Consider the following 21,914-nt stretch of genomic DNA (forward strand, 5'->3'; position numbering starts at 1 on the left):
TTCACTGTTCCCACTGCTGGTTGCTTTGGCCGTTGCAGATCGCGACGATGACCGCGCTGCCGTTACCGGTGCCGGCTGCTTCGAGGCAGAGCCCCGGCTGGCCGATACTGCTGATGGTCTTGTCCGCGTTGATTTCCCAAGCCTGGTTGGGTGCGCCGGTGCACGCGTCGATGATCGCCGGGCTCCCGGCGCCGGCTCCGCCGATGGTCAGGCACTTGTTGCTGTACACCGTCAGTTGCTTCTCGGCCGTCCGGTTCCAGGACTGGTTGCCGCCACCGTTGCAGTCCCAGAGGTCCAGGGCAGTGCCGTTGGTGGTGGAGAAACCCGGTACGTCGAGGCAGCGGCCGCTGGCGACTCCGCGCAGTCCTTCGCCCGGCGGGGCGGGCGGCAGATCGTTGACCGGCTCCTTCTTGAGCAGCCCCCAGCCCCACTGCAGTTGCGCCAAACCGCTTGCACTGTTGACTTCCAGGTCGCGCTCGCTGACCCGGGTCGTCATCGAGTAGGAGTCACCGTCGCGCAGGCCGGGCCAGTAGACGACGCCCATCTTCTGCTCGCGGGCGACCTGGGTGAGCGCACCGAAGTACGCGGTGGAGACGTTGCCCTCGTGGTTGCCGTAGTTCAGGCCGATGGTCATCGGCGAGCCGGCCTCGTCGATGATCGTGCGCCAGCCGTACTGACCGATGCGCGGCCGCAGGTTCTCGAGCCACTCCGCCTCGGTGGTCGCGTCGTCCCAGAAGCCGTAGAAGTGCAGCGACAGCAGGGTTCCCTTCAGCGCGGCAACCGCGCCGACGCCGGTCACGTTGTCGTTGTACCCCGTGCCGGAGATGACGACCCGGCCGCGCGGTACGTCCCGGTGCCGGGCGAGCCAGGAAGTCGTGACACCGACCCACTCGTCGAGGGAGTAGCCGAACGGCTCGTTCATCGGCTCGAAGTACACCTTGGGGTTCTTGCCGTACTTCTTCACCACCGTGTCCCACATGGCGGCGTAGGCGGTCGGGTCGTCGACCCGGCCGTCCTTGGCGTTGTTGGCTTCCCAGTAGCTGAGGATCACCTTGTAGCCGTTGGCGGTGGAGGCGTCGATCGCGGCCTGGTAGGAGCGCCACCAATCGGTGCCGACGCTCGACGGGTTGATCGGCAGCCGGATCGTGTTGGCCTTCAGTTCGGTGCGGAACTCCTGCACGATGCCAGTGGCCTTGCGGTACGTCGTCGCGTAGTTGTCTGTCTTGCTGAGACCGGACGGCACGACTTCGTCCGCGGCGTAGTTGTCGCGGGGATCCGCCCAGTTCACGCCACGGAAATCGCTCGTGTTCACGGAGGAGGCGGTGGCCGATGAGGCGGGTAAGGCGGCCAGCCCGCCGGTCACCAGGACCAGCGCGGCGGCGGCGTTCCGCCAGAGTGCGCGATTCATTCGATTCCCTTCACTATTTGACGCCACCCGCGGTCAGACCCGACTGCCAGAACCGCTGCAGCAGGAGGAAAGCGACGACGAGAGGCACGATGGTCAGCAATGACCCCGTGATCACCAGGTTGTAGATGGGTCGTGCGCCGACACCGGTCGCCTGGTTGCTCCATTGAGTGAGCCCGACGGTGAGCGGGTAGAGATTCGGCTTGCTGAGCATGATCAGCGGCAGGAAGTAGTTGTTCCAGGTCGACACCACCGCGAACAACAAGGTCGTGACGATGCCCGGCGCCAGCAGCCGCAGCGCGACGGTGAAGAAGATCCGGACCTCACCGGCGCCGTCGATCCGGGCCGCCTCGAGCAGGTCGTACGGAACGGCATCCGTCGCGTAGACCCACATCAGATAAAGCCCGAACGGGCTGATCAGGGACGGGATGATGATCGCCCAGATGGTGTTCGTCAGCCCCAGGTTGGAGAACATCAGGAACGTCGGTACGGCGAGCGCGGTCCCCGGGATGGCGACGGCACCCAGCAGTACGGCGAAGACGGCTCGCCGCCCGGCGAACTTGTACTTCGCCAGACCGTAGCCGGCCGCCGTGGCGAGCAGGGTCGCACCGCCCGCACCCACAACGACGTACAGCACCGTGTTGCCGAGCCAGCGAAGGAAGATGCCGTTGTCGTAGGTCAGCGTGTCGCGGATGTTGGCGAACAACGCGAACTTGTCACCGAACCAGAGGCCCGGACTGGACACCAGGTCGCTCTGCGTCTTGGTTGCGCTGAGCAACAACCAGACCAGCGGGACCAATGTGTACACGAGATACAACAGCATCAGGCCGGTCAGCAGCGGCGAACGCTTCGGCCGCAACGGCGACGTGGTACTCACAGAGCCTCCCGCGATCCGCGCAGCTGGACGACGTACGCGATGATGGCGGTGATGACGCCCATCACGATGGCGACCGTGGCGGAGTAGTTGAACTGCTGACCAGCGAAGGACAGGTTGTAGGCGTACATGTTCGGTGTGAAGTAGGTGGTGATCACGTTCGGCGCCAGCGTGCGCAGGATGTTCGGCTCGTTGAAGAGCTGGAAGCTGCCGATGATCGAGAAGATGGTGGCGATCACGATGGCGCCGCGCAGGGCCGGCAGCTTGACCGCCCGGATCGTCCGGACCGTGCCCGCGCCGTCGATCGCTGCCGCTTCGTACAACTCCTCGGGCACGGTGCGCAGGGCCGAGTAGAAGATCAGCATGTTGTAGCCGACGAACTCCCAGGTGACGATGTTCGCGATCGACGGGAGCATCCAGCGTCCGCTGAGCGGCTGGATCGACGTCGTGTTGAACAGGTCGTTCAGGTCGGCGGCCAGCCCGAAGTTGTTGCCGTAGATGAAGCCCCACATCAAGACGGCGACCACACCCGGTACGGCGTACGGCAGGAAGATCACGATCCGGAAGAAGCTCGCCGCGTGCAGCCGGGCGCTGTCGATCGCGAGCGCGGCCAGCAGGGCGAGGATGAGCATCACCGGCACCTGGACGACCAGGAACGCCAGCACCCGGCCGAAGGACTCCCAGAACTTCGGGTCCCGGATCACGTCGACGTAGTTGTCCAGCCCGACGAACACGGTGCCGCCGAAGAACGCCTGGTCCCGGAACAGACTCAGGTAGATCGCGTACCCGATCGGCGCCAGGAACGTCAGCGCGAAAACGGCGAGGAACGGCCCGACGAAGAGCCATCCCTTGGTATCTCGGTGCATCTGCCCACTGCCTCCGATGTTTACGTCAACATTTCTGACCGGGAAGCTAGCGTGTTTACGTCAACATGTCTATAGTTCAGCGGGAGAGGGGAGTGCCGATGACAGCGGACGAGACGCCGGTACGGCGTCGGCGCGGGCCGTCGATGGCTGACGTGGCCCAGTTGGCGGGGGTTTCCGGGCAGACCGTTTCCCGGGTCGCGAACGGGCGGCACAACGTCGACGCGGCGACCCGGGACCGGGTGCTGGCCGCGATGCGCGAGGTCGGCTACCGGCCGAACAGCGCGGCGCGCGCGTTGCGCAACGGGCAGTCCCGCAGCATCGGCGTGATCGTCTTCGGCCTCTCGAGCTTCGGCAACACGCGGACCCTCGACGCCGTCGCGACCGCCGCGACGGCCAGCGGGTACGCCGTCAACCTGATCCCGGTACCGGACGCCACCCAGAGCGCGCTGGCGGGGGCCTTCGACCGGCTCGGTGCGCAGGCTGTGGACGGGGTCATCATCCTGATCGAGGCGCACCGGCTCGACGAGGCCGACGTCCGGATGCCCGAGGGGATGCCGGTCGTGGTGATCGACTCGAACGCCGACCTCGACTACCCGGTCGTCGACACCGACCAGGCCCAGGGTGCCCGGCTCGCGACCGAGCACCTGCTCGACCTCGGGCACCAAACGGTCTGGCACCTAGGCGGACCGGAGGACTCCTATGCCGCCTCGCGCCGACTGCGATCGTGGCGGCAGACCCTGATCGATCGCGGCTGCCCGGTACCACCCGTACTGACCGGTGACTGGACGGCCGGCTCCGGGTACGACGCCGGCCGCCGGCTCGCCGCCGATCCCGACGTCACGGCGGTCTTCGCGGCCAACGACCAGATGGCCCTCGGCCTGCTGCGAGCCTTGCACGAGTGCGGCCGGGCCGTTCCCGGCAACGTCAGCGTGGTGGGCTTCGACGACATGGAGGAAGCCGCGCAGTTCTGGCCGCCGCTGACGACGATCCGGCAGTTCTTCGGCGAAGTCGCCCGCCGCAGCGTCGACGCGCTGGTCGAGGAGATCCAGGCGGGCGAGCACCACCACCAGCCCGTTGCCGTAGGCACCGAGCTGGTGGTGCGGGCCAGTACCGCTCCGCCGCGACCCTGATCAGCGGCCAGACAGCTGCTCGACGACCTTGAGCAGGGCGGAGTGGTCGAGAGATCCGTTGCCCTGGGCACGGGCCGCGGCGACCAACTGAGCGACCACGCCGGTGACCGGTAGCGAGACCCCGGCGCTGCGGGCCGAGGCGAGGGCGATGCCCATGTCCTTGTGGTGCAGGTCGATCCGGAAGCCGGGCTCGAACTGGCGGGCCAGCATCGAGGCCGACTTCAGGTCGAGGATGCGGTTGCCGGCCAGCCCACCGGCCAGTACTTCGAGGCCGCGTTCGCCGTCGACACCCGAGGCCTCGAGCAACACGATGGCCTCGGCGACCAGGCTGATGATGCCGGCCACCATCAACTGGTTGGCCGCCTTCACCGTCTGGCCCGCGCCATGCCCGCCGACATGCACGATGGTCCGCCCCAGGTCCTCGAAGATCGGCTTGGCCGCCGCGAAGTCCTCGGTGGCGCCACCGACCATGATCGACAATGACGCCTTGATGGCCCCTTGCTCACCACCACTCACCGGAGCATCCAGCACCCGTACTCCGCGCTGCGCGCCGGCCGCGGCGACGTCCAGCGAGGTCTCCGGGGCGATCGAACTCATGTCGATCAGGAGTACGCCGGATGTCGTTGCCTCGAGCACCCCGCTCGGCCCGAGGACCACCTCGGCCACCTGGGGCGAGTCGGGCAGCATCGTGATCACCACCTCCGCGCCGGACACCGCCTCGGTGATGTTCGGCGCGGGTTTACCGCCGGCCTGCAGCAGCTTCTCGACGGAGGCGGGCACGACGTCGTACCCGGTGATCTCGTGGCCGGCCCGGATCAGGTTCGCGGCCATGTGCGAGCCCATGATGCCGAGCCCGATGAATCCGATTTTCGCCACGGTGCAAAGCCTTTCTAGTGGACGAGGAGTTGTTCGAGCGCCTCGCGCATCAGCCGGGCCGCTTCGCTCGGCGTCTTGCCGACCTTCACGCCGACCGCCTCGAGCGCCTGCTGCTTGGCGACCGCAGTACCGGACGAGCCGGACACGATCGCGCCGGCGTGGCCCATCGTCTTGCCCTCGGGAGCGGTGAAGCCGGCGACATAGCCGACGACGGGCTTGGTCACGTACTCCTTGATGAACGCCGCAGCGCGCTCCTCGGCGTCACCGCCGATCTCGCCGATCATCACGATCGCCTCGGTGTCGGGGTCGTCCTGGAAGGCCCGCAGTGCGTCGATGTGCGTCGTCCCGATGATCGGGTCGCCACCGATCCCGATCGCCGTCGTGAAGCCGTACTCCCGCAGCTCGTACATCATCTGGTAGGTCAGCGTGCCCGACTTCGACACCAGCCCGATCCGGCCGGGACCGGCGATGTCGGCCGGGATGATGCCGGCGTTCGCCTGGCCGGGGCTGATCAGGCCGGGGGAGTTGGGCCCGATGATCCGGGTGCCGGCCGCCTGGGCGTGCGCGAAGAACGCCGCGGTGTCGTGCACCGGTACGCCTTCGGTGATCACCACGACCAAGGGGATCCCGGCGTCGACCGCCTCGATCACCGCACCTTTGGTGAAGCGAGGCGGGACGAAGACGATCGAGACATCCGCGCCGGTGGACTTCACCGCGTCGGCACACGAGCCGTAGACCGGGATCGACCGCCTGGCGAAGTCGACCGACTGGCCGCCCTTGCCGGGCGTCACGCCGCCGACGATGTTGGTGCCCGCGGCAAGCATCCGGGAGGTGTGCTTCTGCCCCTCCGACCCGGTCATGCCCTGGACGACGACTCTGCTCTTGTCCGTCAGGAAGATAGCCATGTCAGTTCTCCTCAGGCCGTCGCGGCCAGCTCGGCGGCGCGGTCAGCGGCGCCGTCCATGGTGTCGACCACCGTCACCAGCGGGTGGTTCGCCTTCGCGAGGATCCGGCGGCCCTCGTCCACGTTGTTGCCGTCCAGCCGGACCACGAGCGGCTTGTTCGCCTGGGCGCCGAGCAGTTCGAGCGCCTGCACGATGCCGTTGGAGACGGCGTCGCAGGCGGTGATGCCGCCGAACACGTTCACGAACACGCTGCGTACCTGCGGGTCGCCGAGGATGATGCTCAGCCCGTTCTTCATCACCTCGGCTGACGCGCCGCCACCGATGTCGAGGAAGTTGGCCGGCTTGACCCCGCCGTGCGCCTCACCGGCGTACGCGACGACGTCGAGCGTCGACATGACAAGCCCCGCACCATTGCCGATGATGCCGACCGAGCCGTCGAGCTTGACGTAGTTGAGACCCTTCTCCTGGGCCGCGGCCTCCAGTGGATCCGCGGCAGCCTTGTCGTCGAAGGCTGCGTGATCCGGATGCCGGTACCCAGCGTTCTCGTCCAGCGTGACCTTGCCATCGAGCGCCTCCAGCGAACCGTCCGCCAGTTTCACCAGTGGGTTCACCTCGACCAGTGACGCGTCTTCCGCGATGAACACCTCCCACAACGCCTGTACTACGGACGCCGCCTCGGCGGGGAAGCCAGCGGCGGCGACGATCTCGGCCGCCTTCGCTTCGTCAACGCCGGTCGCCGGGTCGATAGAGACCTTCGCGATCGCGTCGGGATTGCTGTGCGCGACCTCCTCGATCTCGACGCCGCCCTCGGTGCTCGCGATGCACAGGTAGTTGCGGTTGGCCCGGTCCACCAGGAAGGAGAAGTAGTACTCCTCGGCGATGTCCGCGGCAGGCGCGAGCAGCACCCGGCGGACGGTGTGGCCCTTGATGTCCATGCCGAGGATGTCGCCGGCGCGCTCGGTCGCCTCGGCCGGAGTAGCGGCCAGCTTGACGCCACCTGCCTTGCCCCGGCCGCCGGCCTTCACCTGAGCCTTGACCACCACCCGGCCACCCAGCTCTTCGGCAGCCGCCGCGGCGTCGGCCGCGTCTTCGACCACCCGGCCGAGCGTGACGGGCACCTTGTGGCGGGCGAAGAGTTCTTTGGCTTGGTACTCCATCAGATCCACAGAAGTCCTCCTCGGTGAGCGTGCTGACGACTGTATGCTGTATGCACTTTTGTCACAAGACCCTCTCAACTCTGGACAAGCAGTAGCGCAGAGGAGTACCAAAGTCCCATACGGTATGCAGTAGTCAGGAGGCGGATCTAATGAATGATGTATCCACCAGCACGCCTCCACGGGACGTGCGCGACGTGTACGGCCGCCGGTACCGCATCGGCGAAGACGCCCAGGAGCTCACCGGCCACCCACGGCGGTGGCAACTCTGGGCTGCCTGGGCCTGCATGGTCGCGATCAGCCCGCTGCAGTACTCCTTCGGCGCGGCCGCGCTCGACCTACAGTCCAGTCGCGGTTGGGGGCCGGTCCAGACGATGTGGCTGCTGGCCGTGTTCGTCGCCTGCCAAGCGCTGGTCGCGATCCCAGCGGCCTGGCTCCAGCGCGTACGCCGGGCCTCGCCGACGCAACTCGTAGTACTGGGTGGCATGTTTGCTGCTGCTGGTCTGGCGACGTTGGCGCACGCCGACAGCTTCGCCGCTGTGGTGTTCGGTTACGCGTTGATCGGCGGGACCGGCGCCGGTCTGGTGTACGCCGCCTGCATCACGACGGCAGCTCGCTGGTTCCCTGACAAGCGGGTCGCCACGATCGGGTTCGTGACCGGGGGATTCGCCGTCGGTGCGGTGCCGAGCATCGCGTTGCTGACGATCTTCAACTCCTCCAGCGGTCAACGGCTGGTCTTTGACCTCGCGGCTGCAGTGGCGCTGCTGGTCGTGATGACGGCCGGCGGCGTCCTGAAGGATCCGCCGCGGCACTGGTGGCCCGCCGAGCTCGATGCGCAGGCGTGGGCCGTCGACCGCAAACTCAACCGCAGCATCCCGAACAACATCCCAGCCGCCCGGCACTACCGCCCGGGCGAGGCGATGCGCACTGGCGCACTGCCGCTGATGTGGCTGACGCTCGCACTCTGTACTGCGCTGTCGTTGTTCGGCATCGCCTTCGTCGTCAGCTACGCGATGCAGGCGCAGCTCGGGCTGGCCGTCGCCGGCTTCGCGGCCGGAATGCTTGCCGCAGTCAACGGTCTTGGCCGCTCCTTCGCCGGCCACCTGTCGGACCAGTTCGGCCGTCGCCGGGTGCTGGCCGCAGTACTGATGATCGAAGGGCTCGCTCATGTCGGACTCGTGCTGGCGGGCGAGTCCGGCGCGGGCTGGGCGTTCGTGTTCTGCGCGATGTTCGCCGGACTCGGCGGCGGCGCGTTCTACGCGATCATGGCGAACCTGGTGCTGGAGTTCTTCGGCGAGAACAGCCTGCTGCAGAACCAGGCGATCCTGTACTCCGCCAAGGCCGTCGGTGGTCTCGTCGGCATCGGAGTGACGGCCAGTTTGGTCGAGGCGATCGGCTATCGACCGGTGTTCCTCGGAGCAGGCTTCCTCGGACTTGTGACGGCGTTGAGCGTCCGCTTCCTGAAGCAGCCGGGCAGGCCTTCACTACCTGTCCGACCTCAGCTAGGCACGCCCGTCGCTGGAATAGTGCGGCCGGGCGAGTGACTTACGGTCGGGTGGCGCGGCCCGATCCGTGTGTGCTGGAAGTCGTCTCCAAGCTGGCGCGAGAGCCTTGGACGGATCGCCCGACGTGCGTGCATCCCGTCCTCGGCTCGATCGCCCGGATGGTCCACGACCACAGTACGAAGGCCGGGCGGCGGGCTCTCATACCGCTGGCGCCGGCCTTCCTGGAGACCGCCAGGGCTGGGTTCGAAGGCTCGGCTCGGCTGGTCGCGCTCTGTGTGTCAACGGCTCTCGCGACCACGGGGGAGCTGGCGAAGGACGAACTAGAGCGCTTGGCAAATGCGCATCAGACGGCGCTCTACCTGCTCGGGTCTGACCCGCAGCCGGCCGGGATGGCCTGCTGGTGGCTCCCCGTGCTGGGCCGGGTCGCTCTGAGTGAGCCGTTCTATCGCAACTTCGTGGCCACCGAACAAGCGGCCGAAGCCGTCGCCGTCACCGCGCGAGCGGCGGACGACGTACGGCTTCGGCAGTTGCTGAAACAGTGTTTGGCGGTTCAGGGGGCTCGGCGGCCTGGTGCGCCCAACCCTTCGTGGTCCGCGTCGCCAGTGGCCCAAAGAACATGGTCGTAATCGTCGTCAGGGATCACTACCAGCTCGTGCCGGCGCGGGGCGCCGACCTGTTCCTCGAGCCGCCGCAGGTCGCTCGAGCACCTCGCCACGTCGTCGAGCAGGCGCAGTACGTCGAGGTGCGGACCGAGCTGATTCCGCAACCCCGCAAGGGCTTTCTCGAGGTTCTGGACCGCACGGCGGGTCTGACCGAGTTCGTCATGGATCGTCATGGCAACTCCCTGCTGAGCACTGGACAACGGGATCGGCAATGCGATATGACTACGACTACCACATACGGTATGCAATCTACAGGCTGATATTCCAGAACGGCCTTCCTCCGAGGAGATGACTGCACAGATGGCGCAAACAGTGTCGGAATCAAACGCGGTTACGCAGGTGACCGAGCCGGAACCGAGTACCGCCACGATCTCGGGCGGGCATCTGGTGGCCAAGGCCCTCAAGGCCGAGGGAATCGATGTGATCTTCACCCTCTGTGGCGGCCACATCATCGACATCTACGACGGCTGTGTCGACGAGGGCATCGCTGTCGTCGACGTCCGGCACGAGCAGGTCGCGGCGCACGCCGCGGACGGCTACGCCCGGATGACCGGCAAGCCCGGTTGCGCTGTCGTCACCGCCGGCCCGGGTACCACCGACGCCGTCACCGGCGTCGCCAACGCGTTCCGGGCCGAGAGCCCGATGCTGCTGATCGGCGGCCAGGGCGCGCTGAACCAGCACAAGATGGGGTCGCTGCAGGACCTGCCGCACGTCGACATGATGACGCCGATCACCAAGTTCGCCGCCACCGTGCCGCACACCGCGCGAGTGGCCGACATGGTCTCGATGGCGTTCCGCGAGTGCTACAACGGCGCTCCCGGCCCGTCCTTCCTGGAGATCCCGCGCGACATCCTGGACAACTCCGTCCCGGTGGAGTCCGCGGTCGTCCCGGAAGCCGGCCGCTACCGGGCGTCCACCAAGAGCATCGGCGACCCGGCGAACATCGAAGCACTGGCCGATCTGCTGGCCCGCGCCGAGAAGCCGGTCGTCCTGCTCGGCACCCAGGTATGGACCGCGCGTGGCAGCGACGCGGCGATCGACTTCGTCCGGCAGCTCAACATCCCGGCGTATATGAACGGCTCGGCTCGCGGCACCCTGCCGCCCGGCGACCCGCACCACTTCCACCTGTCCCGGCGGTACGGGTTCAACAACGCCGACCTGATCCTGATCGTCGGTACGCCGTTCGACTTCCGGATGGGCTACGGCCGCCGGTTGCCGAAGGGCGCCACCGTCGTCCAGATCGACATGGACTACCGCACGGTCGGCAAGAACCGCGACATCGACCTCGGCCTGGTCGGCGACCCGGGTGCCATCCTGGCCGCGGTGACCCAGGCGTCGTCGGGCCGGATCGCCAAGGCCGGCGACCGCAAGGCGTGGTTCAGCGAGTTGCGGGCCGAGGAGGACGCGGCGTACCAGAAGCGGCTGCCGCGGCAGCTGTCGGACGCCAACCCGATCCACCCGCTGCGGCTCGCGCACGAGATCAACGAGTTCCTCACCGAGGACTCGATCTACATCGGCGACGGCGGCGACATCGTCACCTTCTCCGGCGGCGTAGTACAGCCCAAGTCGCCCGGCCACTGGATGGACCCGGGCCCGCTCGGCACCATCGGCGTCGGCATCCCGTTCGTGATGGCGGCCAAGTACGCCCGGCCGGACAAGGAGGTCGTCGCGCTGTTCGGTGACGGCGCCTTCTCGCTGACCGGCTGGGACTTCGAGACGCTGGTCCGGTTCAAGCTGCCCTTCGTAGGTGTCGTCGGCAACAACTCGTCGATGAACCAGATCCGGTACGGCCAGGAAGCGAAGTACGGGCACGACCGGGGCCGGATCGGCAACACGCTCGGCGACGTCAAGTACGACCAGTTCGCCAAGATGCTCGGCGGCTACGGCGAGGAGGTCCGCGATCCCAAGGACATCGGGCCGGCCATGCAGCGGGCCCGTGAGTCGGGGCTGCCCTCGCTGATCAACGTGTGGGTCGACCCGGACGCGTACGCGCCCGGAACGATGAACCAGACCATGTACAAGTAGCGATCACGTGGCCGGCCGCCTTGCGCAGCCGGCCAGTACTGGAGGACCACTATGGGCAAGGCCCTTGAAGGCGTTCGCGTACTCGACATGACCCACGTGCAGTCGGGACCGTCCTGCACCCAGATTCTCGCCTGGCTCGGCGCTGACGTCGTGAAGCTCGAAGCGCCCACCGGTGACATCACCCGCCAGCAGCTGCGCGACCTGGCGGGAGTCGACAGCCTCTACTTCACGATGCTGAACTGCAACAAGCGCAGCATCACCTTGAACATGAAGTCCGAGCGGGGCAAGGAGATCTTCACCGACCTGGTGAAGAACTCCGACATCCTGGTGGAGAATTTCGCGCCCGGCGCGATCGACCGGATGGGCTTCACCTGGGACCGGCTCCAGCTGCTCAACCCCGCGCTGATCTACGCGTCGATCAAGGGCTTCGGCCCGGGCCGCTACGAGGACTTCAAGGCCTACGAGGTGGTCGCCCAGGCGATGGGCGGCGCGATGAGCACGACCGGGTTCGAGGACGGCCCGCCGATCGCCACCGGAGCTCAGATCGGTGACTCGGGAACCGGCATCCACCTGGTCGCCGGCATTCTCGCCGCCCTGTACCAGCGTGTTGCCACCGGCAAGGGTCAGCGGGTCAGCGTCGCGATGCAGGAAGCCGTACTGAACCTCAGCCGGGTCAAGCTGCGTGACCAGCAGCGGCTCGCGCACGGCCCGCTGAAGGAGTACCCGAACGACAACTTCGGCGACGAGGTCCCGCGGTCCGGCAACGCCTCCGGCGGCGGCCAGCCCGGCTGGGCGGTCCGTACCGCACCCGGCGGCCCGAACGACTACATCTACGTGATCGTCCAGCCCCCGGGCTGGGCCCCGATCGCGAACCTGATCGGCAAGCCCGAGCTCGCCGAGGACCCGGACTGGAGTACGCCGGCCGCCCGGCTCGACAAGCTGGACAAGATGTTCGCGCTGATCGAGACCTGGACCGAGCAGCACACCAAGTTCGAGGTGATGGAGAAGCTGAACGCGCTGAACGTGCCGTGCGGCCCGATCCTGTCCACCAAGGAACTGATCGAGGACGAGACGCTGGCCGAGCTGGGCGCCGTCGTCGAGGTGAAGCACCCGCAACGCGGCACGTTCAAGACCGTCGGCTGCCCGATCAAGCTGTCCGACTCGCCGGTCCAGGTGGAGACCTCACCGGGGCTCGGCGAACACAACTCCACCATCTACGGCGGGCTCGGCATCGACACGGCCGAGCTGGAAGAACTCAAGGCCGCCGGCGTCGTCTGAGAGTACGACCCACAACCACGCTTCTGAGGAGCTTCAGGCATGACTTATGACAAGGCAGCTGTCCAGACCATCCTCGATCAGGCTCTGGCGGAAGGCCGCACCTCGCTGAGCGCACCCGAGGCCAAACTGGTCGCGGACGCGTACGGCATCCCGACCCCGGGTGAGGGGCTGGCCACGACTGCCGAGGGGGCTGCCGGTCTGGCGGCCGAGATCGGCTTCCCGGTCGTGCTGAAGATCGTTTCGCCGGACATCCTGCACAAGACCGAGGCGGGTGGCGTGGTGGTCGGCGTCGACAACGCCGAGGCCGCGGTCACGGCGTACCAGCAGATCGTCGCTAACGCGAAGACGTACAAGGCCGACGCGGACATCACCGGTGTGCAGGTGCAGAAGATGCTGGTCACCGGCGGTGATGTGCAGGAGGTGATCGTCGGCGCGGTCACCGACGAGACCTTCGGCAAGATCGTCGCCTTCGGTCTCGGTGGCGTCCTGGTCGAGGTACTCAAGGACGTCACCTTCCGGCTCGCGCCGACCTCGCCCGAAGAGGCTCGCTCGATGGTCGACGGGATCGGCGCGCACGAGATGCTGAACGGCGTCCGTGGCTCCAAGCCGGTCGACAAGGACGCGATCGCGGCCATCATCAGCAAGCTGTCCGACCTGGTCGAGGACTTCCCGCAGTTCGCCGAGGTCGACCTGAACCCGGTACTGGCCGGTCCGGACGGCGCCACCGCGGTGGACTTCCGGATCATCGTGGACGCGGAGGCCGGCCAGCCGGTCGAGCGCTACAGCCAGGACGAGATCCTGACCGCGATGACCCGGATCATGAAGCCGCGTGCGGTGGCCGTGATCGGTGCCTCGAACGAGGACGGCAAGATCGGCAACTCGGTGATGAAGAACCTCGTCAACGGGGGCTACAAGGGTGACATCTACCCGATCAACCCCAAGGGCGGCGAGGTCCTCGGGCTGAAGGCCTTCCCGAGTATCACCGACGTCCCAGGCGACGTGGATGTCGCGGTGTTCGCCGTACCGGCCAAGTTCGTCGGCGGAGCGCTCGAGCAGTGCGGTCAGAAGGGGGTGGCCGGGGCGATCCTGATCCCGTCCGGCTTCGCCGAGACCGGTGAGCAGGAGTTGCAGGACGAGGTCGTCGCGATCGCGAAGAAGCACAAGGTCCGGATCCTCGGCCCCAACATCTACGGCTACTACTACCTGCCGGAGAACCTCTGCGCGACGTTCTGTACGCCGTACGACGTCAAGGGCAGCGTGGCGCTGTCGTCACAGAGCGGAGGCATCGGGATGGCGATCCTGGGCTTCAGCCGGTCCAGCCGGATGGGCGTCTCGGCGATCGTTGGGGTAGGCAACAAGGCCGATATCGACGAGGATGACCTCCTGACGTTCTTCGAGCAGGACGACAACACCAACCTGATCGCCATGCATCTGGAAGATCTGAAGGACGGCCGGGCCTTCGCCGAGACCGCCTCACGGGTGTCGAAGAAGAAGCCGGTCGTGGTGCTCAAGGCCGGCCGGACCGCCATGGGCGCCAAGGCGGCGAGCTCGCACACGGGCGCGCTAGCCGGCAACGACAAGGTCTACGACGACATCCTGCGGCAGAGCGGCGTGGTCCGCGCGCCGGGGCTGAACGAGATGCTCCAGTACGCCCGGGGCATCCCGCTGCTGCCGACGCCGAAGGGCGAGAACGTCGTCATCATCACCGGTGCCGGTGGCTCGGGTGTCCTGCTGTCGGACGCCTGCGTCGACAACGGGCTGCAGCTGATGACGATCCCGCCGGACCTCGACGCGGCGTTCAAGAAGTTCATCCCGCCGTTCGGTGCCGCCGGCAACCCGGTCGACATCACCGGCGGTGAGCCGCCGTCGACGTACCGCAACACGGTTGCCCTCGGCCTCTCCGACGACCGGATCCACGCGCTGATCCTGGGCTACTGGCACACGATCGTGACGCCGCCGATGGTGTTCGCGAAGCTCGTCTCCGAGGTGGTCGAGGAGTATCGGGCCAAGGGCATCGACAAGCCCGTGGTCGCCTCGCTGTCCGGTGACGTCGAGGTCGAGGAAGCCAGCCAGTACCTGTTCGAGCACGGCATCGTCGCCTACCCCTACACCACCGAGACACCGGTCCAGGTGCTCGGCGCCAAGTACCGCTGGGCCAGGAATGCGGGTCCGCTCGGTTCGTGATCCCACCCCTATAGTCGGAAGGCCGGTGATGCGTTTGGTCCGGGGGGAGTGCACGGGGGAGCGATAAGTCTCGTCAGCTGGCGTCGATCTAAGGAGTCCGCCTTGGACGTCACAAGCAAGACCTCAGAAGTACCCGAAGAGCCCGCGGCGGCAGCTGTCACCGACCGGGTCTGGAAGGCCGGCCGGCTCGAACCGATGCCGATCCGGCCGCTGCCCCCGGCTCCGCCCTCTCTGCACATCCTCGGTCCGACCGTGTTCCTGGTCGCGCTGGGCGTCGGCATGGGCGAGTCCTACATGTGGCCCCGGCTCGTCCTGGTGTTCGGTCCGGACATCCGCTGGCTGTTCATGATCGGTGTCACCCTGCAGGCGTTCGTGCTGCTGGAGATGGCGCGGTACGCGATGGCGACCGGCGAGAGCATCTTCTTCGGTGCGGCCCGGGTGTTCAAACCGATGATGTGGTTCTTCTACGTCGCGGCCATCCTGATCTACATCTGGCCAGGGCATCTGTCGGCCGGTGCGGCCGCGTTCGAGGAGATATCGGGGATTCCCTGGCAGGTTTCGGCCTGTGTCGCCCTGGTCTTCGTCGGGGTGCTGTTCAGCATGCTGTCGGTGATCTACAACTTCCTGGAGAAGTTGCTCGGCTTCCTGATCGGCTTCCTGGTGGTCGGTACCTCGATCATCGCGGCGATCGTCGGCAGCTGGGACGACCTGGCCCAGACCATCTCCGGCATGTTCGCGTTCGGGTTCCTGCCCGACAAGGCGTTGTCGGATGTCTGGTTCCCGATCCTGGTCGGCTCGATCGCCTTCGCCGGACCGTCCGGTATGCAGCAGATGTGGTACACCCTGCAGTTGCGCGACAGCGGGGCCGGCATGGGTGCCCACATCCCGAAGATCCGTGGACTGCGGTCGGCGGACGAGGCGGAGTCGATGCCGTCGCGGGGCTACATGTTCGACACCGAGAACCCTGAGGAGATGAAGAAGTGGAAGGGGTGGCGCAAGTGGGTCACCTTCGACGCGCTGCTGCTCTTCTGGGGTATCACGATGCTCGTCACGATCTCCTTCACCGTGCTGGCCATGTCGGCGGCCCGGGAGAATCCGAACGTGGCGAACCTGATCGAGGGCGGTGACCGGGAGGCTGCGCTGAAGGCCATGTCGGATGCCTTCGCCTCGGCCGGCAGCCCGATCCTGGGCACGCTGTTCTTCGCTTTCATCGCGCTGATCGGCCTGAACGCCACGCTGGGTCTGTTCGACTCGTTCTCCCGTGGCCAGGCGGACATGACGTACTACTTCATCCCGGGCGCCAAGCGGTTCTCGATGTCGCGGCTGTACGCCGGGTTCCTGTGGGGTGTGATCACCTTCGGCATCCTGATCCTGCTGTTCGGGCCGGCCGACGGTCCGGCCGGGATCCTGGACATCCTGGCCTTCCTGTCCACGTTCGCGATGGGCGCCTACTGCATCGTGTTGCTCCTGGTGAACAACAAGTTGCTGCCCAAACCGATCCGGCCCGGTCCGATCCGGAACGTGATCATCGGCTTCGGCGCGGTGTTCTATCTGGGCATGCTGTTCTACAGCCTGGTTCGCTTCGGCGTGGTTGTGGGCTGACATGGCTCTGTCAATGGATGGCCTGAAGGCTCGGCAGCTGGCGGAGTTCTCCGTGCCCGCCGCAAGTGTGGGAGTCGCAGCCGGCCTCGTCGCCGGTGGGTTGGCCGCTTTCGTCGGCCGGCCCATCGGCGAGGCGTTGCTGACCGGCCTCGGCCTGGCGATCCCACTCGCCCTGTTCGGAGCCGGGTACGCCGTACTGCTGGCGCTCGGCAAGATCCCCGCCGGGGTGTTCGCCCCGGCGGCGGTCTACTGGGTGATCGGGTTCCCGCTCTCCCTGCTGGTGCATTCGGTGGTCACCGAATGGACCGTGGCCGGTACGCCGGGCCTGCCGGCGGAACCGTTGAAGTTCCTCGCGTTCCGGGCCCTGCTCAGTATGGGGTTCGCGATCGGGTTCATCTGGATGCACGAACAACTCGGCCGGCACTGGTGGCCGAGGATCCTGGAGCACAACCCGTACTCGCTGCGGGTCGTCAAGCAGTACGTCGAACTCGCCGACTCGCTGGCCGAACGCAAAGCAGCCACCGACCGGCACCGCACCAAGAAGAGGCGGGAACGCACCGCCTAGCAAAGTCTGCCCCTCAGCCGCCCGCGTCTGTCCATCCACAGCCGCGGGCGGCCGCATATCCAACGGAGGAGCTCATGCACGTATCGATGTCGGCGTGGATCATCACCATCGCCGCCCTGCTGGCCCTGCTGGTGCTGGACTTCCTGATCGTGGCGCGGAAGCCGCACGAACCGTCCCTGCGCGAGGCGACCCTGTGGGTGACCTTCTACGTCGGCATCGCGCTGGCCTTCGGCGTCGGGCTGACGCTGGTGGCCGGGGGCCAGTCCGGTGGGGAGTTCTTCGCCGGCTGGCTGACGGAGTACTCGCTGTCGGTCGACAACCTGTTCGTCTTCATCATCATCATGGGCCGGTTCGCCGTCCCCCGGCAGTACCAGCAGAAGGTGCTGCTGGTCGGCGTCGCGCTCGCCCTGGTGATGCGCGGCATCTTCATCGCCCTCGGCGCTGAGGCGATCTCGCACTTCAACTGGATCTTCTTCGGCTTCGGCGCCTTCTTGATCTTCACCGCGTGGAAGCTGGCCACCTCGAAGGAGGAAGAGGAGTTCAAGGAGAACATCGTCCTGGTCAAGGTGCGCAAGGTGCTGCCGACGACCGCGGAGTACCACCAGGCGAAGCTGACCACGAAGGTCGACGGCAACCGGTTCGCGACCCCGATGCTGATCGTGATGATCGCGATCGGTACGACGGACCTGCTCTTCGCGCTCGACTCGATCCCGGCGATCTTCGGGCTGACCGACCATGCGTACCTGGTGTTCACCGCCAACGCGTTCGCGCTGATGGGGTTGCGGCAGCTGTTCTTCCTGATCGGCGGCTTGCTGGATCGGCTGGTCTACCTGTCCTACGGGCTGTCCGTCGTGCTGGGCTTCATCGGCGTGAAGCTCATCCTCGAGGCGCTGCACCACCAGGGCGTCGGCTGGGCGCCGGAGATCCCGATCGTCGTTTCGCTGTCGGTCATCCTCGGCACGCTCACGATCACCGCCGTCGCCAGCCTGCTGAAGTCCCGCCACGACGACCGCGCCGCCCTGAACGAGCCGGTCCCCGTAGCGGAAGAAGTCCCCGCCGAGTGATCAGCTCTTTGGTGTGCAAGCCCACGTGTGGTGGGCTTGAACACCAAACGGTGGCCGTGAACAAGGTGTGCGGTGTTCACAGCCACCGTTTGGTGTTCAAGGTGTCAGCTTCGGGCGCGGCGCTTGCTTGCGGGCGCGGCAGCCCGTAGTACGGGTGGGTCAGTCTGTGGTGCGGCGGCGGCGGGTGGGCTTCTTCTCGACGACCGGTGTCTGCTCGGGCGCGGCGCCGGCCTGGAGTTCGTGGTAGGCCTTGCGGGTGTGCTCGGTGTGCTCGCGCATGATCTGCGCGGCCTTGTCCTCGTCGCCGTCGCTGATCGCCTTCACCAGCCGGGTGTGCTCACGCCAGGAGGCGGCACCACGGACCGGCGCGACGGGCGTGTAGTACCAGCGCACGCGGCGGTCGACCTGACCGGCGAAGTCGACCAGGAAGCGATTCCCGGACATCTCGGTGATCAGCCCGTGCAGCTCGGCGTTGGTCCGGACGGCACCGTCGATGTCGCCGCTCTCCTGCAGACCCGCGCCGACCTTGCAGAGCTCCTTGAGCTTCGCCACGGCGTCCTTGTCGGGGTTGCGGGCGGCCAGTCGCGCGGACTCGGACTCGAGCGCGGCGCGGGCGGCCAGCAGTTGATCCACCTCGTCCTCGGCAGGCACGTGCACCATCGCGCCGAAGCCCGGCCGCAGATCCACCCAGCCTTCGTTGTTGAGCCGCTGGAGAGCCTCCCGGACCGGCTGACGGGAGACGCCGAGCATGCCGGCCAACTCCACCTCGACGAGGTGACGGCCACGCTCCAGCGTGCCGTCGATGATCATCTCGGTGAGGGCCTCGTAGACCGACTCACGCAGCGGCGTCGGGCGCTTGACGTGCCGGACGCCGGGGGAGTCGGAGGTGGCATCCGGGCCCGCGCTGATTGTCGTCATGAGGTCCTTCCCCGCTGGTGGTGGAGAAACAAATGGCACTTGGTAGACAGTCTACCAAGTGCCAGGGCTACTGCGCTTCTTATCGGCCTGCTCCCGGTGCTCCGGATCCTGCATTCTGCCCCGCGGGGAGTCCGCCGCCACGGATTGAACGCGTCTGTCCGGAGCACCGATCGGGTCTATTGATCAGGCGGCGGAGGTCACGCGCTCCGACTGCCGCTCGCCATCGGTGTGCTGGTTGTCGTCGTGCTGCTGGAGCTCGACGTCGATGTCCAGCTCCTTTTGCAGCTCCGGTGCATCCGGGAACTGCGGCCGGGCCGCCAGAGCGCCGAACCTACGGGTGAAGATCATTTCTGCCTCTCCTAGTCGCTAATACTGGCTACTGCATACATTCAACCAGCCGTACTCGCCGGTTATGCCCGCATCTCACGTGATCCCGGTTACGTGCGACGTGATCCCGCTTACAACACAGGGCACTAGGACTTGGTGGAGTACGAGTGGGCGCCGGCACCGGCCAATCGGCCGCCGTCGACGATCAGGTACTCGTCGCGGATCGGCGTACCGGCGAAGAACGACTCGAGGATCTCCCGGGTGCCGGCGGCGTACCGGGTCTGGGCGGACAGCGACGAGCCGGAGATGTGCGGGGTCATGCCGTGGTGCGGCATGGTCCGCCACGGGTGGTCCGCCGGTGCGGGCTGCGGGAACCAGACGTCACCGGCGTACCCGGCGAGCTGGCCGCTGCGCAGGGCGCGGTCGATGGCGTCCCGGTCGGCGATCTTGGCGCGGGCGGTGTTGATCAGGTAGGTGCCGCGCTTCATCGTGGCGATCAGGTCGTCGTTGAACAGTCCCTCGGTCTCGGGGTGCAGGGGAGCGTTGACGGTGACGACATCGCAGTACGGCACCATGCTCGCGGTGTCGGGGTGGAAGGTGAGGTTGAGCTCGCGCTCGATCGACTCGGGCAGGCGGTGCCGGTCGGTGTAGTGCAGCTTGACGTCGAAGGGCGCGAGCCGGCGCAGTACGGCCAGACCGATCCGGCCGGCCGCGACGGTGCCGACGTGCATGCCTTCGAGGTCGTACGACCGCGAGACGCAGTCGGCGATGTCCCAGCCGCCGTCCAGCACCACCTGGTGGGACGGGAGATAGTTGCGGACCAGGCCGAGGATCATCATCACCACGTGCTCGGCGACGCTGATGCTGTTGCAATAGGTGACCTCGGCAACGGTTACCTGGTGGGCGATCGCGGCGTCCAGGTCGACGTGGTCCGAGCCGATGCCGGCGGTGATCGCGAGCTTGAGGTTCGGCGCCTTGGCGATCCGCTCCGCGGTCAGGTACGCCGGCCAGAACGGCTGCGAGATCACCACGTCGGTGTCGGACAGCTCCTGGTCGAGGACCGAGTTCTCGCCTTCCTTGTCGGACGTGACGACGAGCGTGTGGCCATGGCTCTCCAGGAAACTGCGCAGTCCGAGTTCGCCGGAGACGCTGCCGAGCAGGTGGCCTGGGGTGAAGTCGATCGCCTTGGGAGTCGGCGCGGTCTGGCCGCCCGGGTAGGAGCTGATGGTCGGGATGTCGTCCCGCGCATAGCTCGTGGGGTAGCCGTCCTTCGGGTCGTCGTACAGCACACACAAGACCTTGGCCATGATGGGCAACTCCAACGGTTGAAGGGTCTTCGGTCCTTCAACCGTGCGCGCTGATGCCTGCCGGCGTCCAAGACTTGCTCGCTATCTCGGGATAGGTCCGCGCTATCAGGTGAGCTGAGGGGAATAGCCCGAACCCATCAGGTGAACGTCGAGGAGCTCGTCCAGTGCGGTGTGTACGCCGGCCTGGCGGGCGACGTCGAGCAGGGCGCGGGCCAGGACGGGTTCGGGGCTTCGCGCGGCGATCACCAGGCCGACGCGCGGGCCGTGCGCGGGACTCTTCAGCGGGACGACCTTCATCCCGGCCGGTACGCCGAACATGTGCAGCCACGCGTGCGAGATGACCGTCGACCAGTGGTTACCGCGCAGGTGGCTGTAGAGCCCGGAGACCGTGTCGCTCTCGATCGCGGGGGTTGCCGTGACGCCGTCGTCGGTGAAGTACCCGTTCATGATCCGGCGGTTCCGCATCTGTGGCGACAACAGGCACAGCGAGAGCTCGGACACCTGCGCCCAGGTTGCCACCGGCAACTCGGCCAGCGCGCCCTCCTCGGGGGTCAGCAGCAGATACCGCTCCTCGTACAAAGGGGTTTTGCGGACCTGGCCGAGGGTGTCGTCGTCGAGGTACGTCATCGCGACGTCGAGCTCGAACTCGGCGAGCTTCTGGGTGATGTCGCGCGAGGAGAGCGACTCCAGCGTCACCCGCGCCTGGCCGTGCCGCTCGCAGAACGGGGTGGTCAGCAACGAGACGACGGGCATCGCGGTGGGGATCGCGCCGAGCCGGAGCGTGCCGGTCAGGCCGCCGCGCATCACGGACAGCTCGTGCCGCAGCGCGTCCCGCTCGGCCAGGATTCGCTGCGCCCAGAGCAGTACGCGTTCGCCCTCGGGGGTGAGGCCCTCGAAACGGCGGCCGCGGCGGACGATCGGTACATCCAGTTCCTGCTCGAGCTTGCGGATCGCCGCGGACAGCGACGGCTGGGACACGTAACAGGCGTCAGCGGCCCGGGCGAAGTGCCGCTCCCGGGCAAGCGAGACGAGGTACTCGAGCTGGCGCAGCAGCATGGCGGCTCAGCCCGCGCTTCCCGGACTGCTGCCATCGATCGAGGCGACAGAATACCGTTCGTCTGTATACATAATCCAACACTACGCGGTCTCGCCAAGCGCGGGAAGACGCCAGCTGTGATCCAAGTCACAATGAAGGTCCAGGGAGTTGACCGAAGCCGATGCGGACGATGCCTCAGCCGGTCTCGGATCGGCTAGGGCGGGTGCGGAC

19 protein-coding genes are annotated in these 21,914 nt (G+C 67.0%); 8 read left to right on the plus strand and 11 right to left on the minus strand.

The window, feature by feature from the left end; all coding sequences use genetic code 11:
• Position 1 precedes the first annotated feature (1 nt).
• The 3 genes from A3ES_RS0135025 to A3ES_RS0135035 are packed head-to-tail and all read right to left on the minus strand — an operon-like array spanning position 2 to position 3,145.
• A complete protein-coding gene (locus A3ES_RS0135025; protein WP_020391508.1) occupies positions 2–1,408 on the minus strand; it encodes a ricin-type beta-trefoil lectin domain protein in 1,407 nt (468 codons plus the stop codon).
• Positions 1,409–1,421: 13 nt separating this feature from the next.
• Entirely contained in the window at positions 1,422–2,282 is an 861-nt protein-coding gene (locus A3ES_RS0135030) for a carbohydrate ABC transporter permease (RefSeq protein WP_020391509.1), read from the minus strand.
• Entirely contained in the window at positions 2,279–3,145 is an 867-nt protein-coding gene (locus tag A3ES_RS0135035; protein ID WP_020391510.1) for a carbohydrate ABC transporter permease, read from the minus strand. Before A3ES_RS0135035 ends, A3ES_RS0135030 begins: the two co-directional genes overlap by 4 nt.
• Before the next feature lie 98 nt (positions 3,146–3,243).
• Between A3ES_RS0135035 and A3ES_RS0135040 the strand changes: the two genes are divergently transcribed.
• On the plus strand, positions 3,244–4,275 hold the full coding sequence (locus A3ES_RS0135040; protein ID WP_020391511.1) for a LacI family DNA-binding transcriptional regulator: 1,032 nt from the start codon (positions 3,244–3,246) through the stop codon (positions 4,273–4,275).
• On the opposite strand, the gene A3ES_RS0135045 is transcribed toward A3ES_RS0135040, so the two are convergent.
• From A3ES_RS0135045 to sucC, 3 genes are read right to left on the minus strand one after another with little or no spacing between them, the layout of a single operon-like run.
• Positions 4,276–5,151 (minus strand): 2-hydroxy-3-oxopropionate reductase, encoded by an 876-nt coding sequence (locus A3ES_RS0135045; RefSeq protein WP_020391512.1) that lies wholly within the window; start codon positions 5,149–5,151, stop codon positions 4,276–4,278. It abuts the gene before it with no gap.
• Positions 5,152–5,165: 14 nt separating this feature from the next.
• The gene (gene sucD, locus A3ES_RS0135050; protein WP_020391513.1) at positions 5,166–6,056 is read right to left on the minus strand and encodes a succinate--CoA ligase subunit alpha; all 891 of its coding nucleotides are present in this window, start codon (positions 6,054–6,056) and stop codon (positions 5,166–5,168) included.
• An 11-nt stretch (positions 6,057–6,067) separates the two neighbouring features.
• Complete coding sequence (sucC, locus tag A3ES_RS0135055) at positions 6,068–7,222, minus strand: ADP-forming succinate--CoA ligase subunit beta (protein ID WP_020391514.1); 1,155 nt, start codon at positions 7,220–7,222, stop codon at positions 6,068–6,070.
• A 140-nt stretch (positions 7,223–7,362) separates the two neighbouring features.
• Between sucC and A3ES_RS0135060 the strand changes: the two genes are divergently transcribed.
• Complete coding sequence (locus tag A3ES_RS0135060) at positions 7,363–8,754, plus strand: OFA family MFS transporter (RefSeq protein WP_026163493.1); 1,392 nt, start codon at positions 7,363–7,365, stop codon at positions 8,752–8,754.
• Between the two features lie 511 nt (positions 8,755–9,265).
• On the opposite strand, the gene A3ES_RS54540 is transcribed toward A3ES_RS0135060, so the two are convergent.
• A complete protein-coding gene (locus A3ES_RS54540; RefSeq protein ID WP_157630907.1) occupies positions 9,266–9,550 on the minus strand; it encodes a hypothetical protein in 285 nt (94 codons plus the stop codon).
• Positions 9,551–9,716: 166 nt separating this feature from the next.
• Here A3ES_RS54540 and A3ES_RS0135075 point away from each other — a divergent pair, with 166 nt between their 5' ends.
• The 6 genes from A3ES_RS0135075 (at position 9,717) to A3ES_RS49490 (ending at position 18,095) form a co-directional block, all read left to right on the plus strand.
• On the plus strand, positions 9,717–11,402 hold the full coding sequence (locus A3ES_RS0135075; protein ID WP_026163495.1) for a thiamine pyrophosphate-binding protein: 1,686 nt from the start codon (positions 9,717–9,719) through the stop codon (positions 11,400–11,402).
• 51 nt (positions 11,403–11,453) lie between these two features.
• Positions 11,454–12,680, plus strand: a complete 1,227-nt coding sequence (gene frc / locus A3ES_RS0135080) for a formyl-CoA transferase (RefSeq protein ID WP_020391519.1) — start codon at positions 11,454–11,456, stop codon at positions 12,678–12,680.
• Positions 12,681–12,719: 39 nt separating this feature from the next.
• On the plus strand, positions 12,720–14,864 hold the full coding sequence (locus tag A3ES_RS0135085) for an acetate--CoA ligase family protein (RefSeq protein ID WP_020391520.1): 2,145 nt from the start codon (positions 12,720–12,722) through the stop codon (positions 14,862–14,864).
• A 102-nt stretch (positions 14,865–14,966) separates the two neighbouring features.
• Entirely contained in the window at positions 14,967–16,466 is a 1,500-nt protein-coding gene (locus A3ES_RS0135090; RefSeq protein WP_020391521.1) for an Nramp family divalent metal transporter, read from the plus strand.
• 1 nt (position 16,467) lies between these two features.
• Entirely contained in the window at positions 16,468–17,031 is a 564-nt protein-coding gene (locus tag A3ES_RS0135095) for a hypothetical protein (protein WP_237745147.1), read from the plus strand.
• A 74-nt stretch (positions 17,032–17,105) separates the two neighbouring features.
• On the plus strand, positions 17,106–18,095 hold the full coding sequence (locus A3ES_RS49490) for a TerC family protein (protein ID WP_020391523.1): 990 nt from the start codon (positions 17,106–17,108) through the stop codon (positions 18,093–18,095).
• Between the two features lie 159 nt (positions 18,096–18,254).
• Here A3ES_RS49490 and A3ES_RS0135105 read toward each other — a convergent pair whose 3' ends face one another.
• The 4 genes from A3ES_RS0135105 to A3ES_RS0135120 form a co-directional block, all read right to left on the minus strand.
• The gene (locus A3ES_RS0135105; protein WP_020391524.1) at positions 18,255–19,013 is read right to left on the minus strand and encodes a GntR family transcriptional regulator; all 759 of its coding nucleotides are present in this window, start codon (positions 19,011–19,013) and stop codon (positions 18,255–18,257) included.
• A gap of 183 nt (positions 19,014–19,196) precedes the next feature.
• Positions 19,197–19,361, minus strand: a complete 165-nt coding sequence (locus tag A3ES_RS54545; protein ID WP_020391525.1) for a hypothetical protein — start codon at positions 19,359–19,361, stop codon at positions 19,197–19,199.
• A gap of 125 nt (positions 19,362–19,486) precedes the next feature.
• Positions 19,487–20,662 (minus strand): NAD-dependent formate dehydrogenase, encoded by a 1,176-nt coding sequence (locus A3ES_RS0135115; protein WP_237745148.1) that lies wholly within the window; start codon positions 20,660–20,662, stop codon positions 19,487–19,489.
• A 90-nt stretch (positions 20,663–20,752) separates the two neighbouring features.
• Entirely contained in the window at positions 20,753–21,703 is a 951-nt protein-coding gene (locus A3ES_RS0135120; RefSeq protein ID WP_020391527.1) for a LysR family transcriptional regulator, read from the minus strand.
• Between the last annotated feature and the right edge of the window lie 211 nt (positions 21,704–21,914).

The organism is Kribbella catacumbae DSM 19601 (assembly GCF_000372465.1).
Taxonomy (GTDB): domain Bacteria; phylum Actinomycetota; class Actinomycetes; order Propionibacteriales; family Kribbellaceae; genus Kribbella; species Kribbella catacumbae.

Coding starts and splice junctions, on each gene's coding strand:
- A3ES_RS0135095 (WP_237745147.1), top strand. CDS start 16,468: ATGGCTCTGTCAATGGATGGCCTGAAGGCTCGGCAGCTGGCGGAGTTC.
- A3ES_RS0135120 (WP_020391527.1), bottom strand. CDS start 21,703: ATGCTGCTGCGCCAGCTCGAGTACCTCGTCTCGCTTGCCCGGGAGCGG.
- A3ES_RS0135025 (WP_020391508.1), bottom strand. CDS start 1,408: ATGAATCGCGCACTCTGGCGGAACGCCGCCGCCGCGCTGGTCCTGGTG.
- frc (WP_020391519.1), top strand. CDS start 11,454: ATGGGCAAGGCCCTTGAAGGCGTTCGCGTACTCGACATGACCCACGTG.
- A3ES_RS54545 (WP_020391525.1), bottom strand. CDS start 19,361: ATGATCTTCACCCGTAGGTTCGGCGCTCTGGCGGCCCGGCCGCAGTTC.
- A3ES_RS54540 (WP_157630907.1), bottom strand. CDS start 9,550: ATGACGATCCATGACGAACTCGGTCAGACCCGCCGTGCGGTCCAGAAC.
- A3ES_RS0135105 (WP_020391524.1), bottom strand. CDS start 19,013: ATGACGACAATCAGCGCGGGCCCGGATGCCACCTCCGACTCCCCCGGC.
- A3ES_RS0135085 (WP_020391520.1), top strand. CDS start 12,720: ATGACTTATGACAAGGCAGCTGTCCAGACCATCCTCGATCAGGCTCTG.
- A3ES_RS49490 (WP_020391523.1), top strand. CDS start 17,106: ATGCACGTATCGATGTCGGCGTGGATCATCACCATCGCCGCCCTGCTG.
- A3ES_RS0135060 (WP_026163493.1), top strand. CDS start 7,363: ATGAATGATGTATCCACCAGCACGCCTCCACGGGACGTGCGCGACGTG.
- A3ES_RS0135040 (WP_020391511.1), top strand. CDS start 3,244: ATGACAGCGGACGAGACGCCGGTACGGCGTCGGCGCGGGCCGTCGATG.
- sucD (WP_020391513.1), bottom strand. CDS start 6,056: ATGGCTATCTTCCTGACGGACAAGAGCAGAGTCGTCGTCCAGGGCATG.
- A3ES_RS0135035 (WP_020391510.1), bottom strand. CDS start 3,145: ATGCACCGAGATACCAAGGGATGGCTCTTCGTCGGGCCGTTCCTCGCC.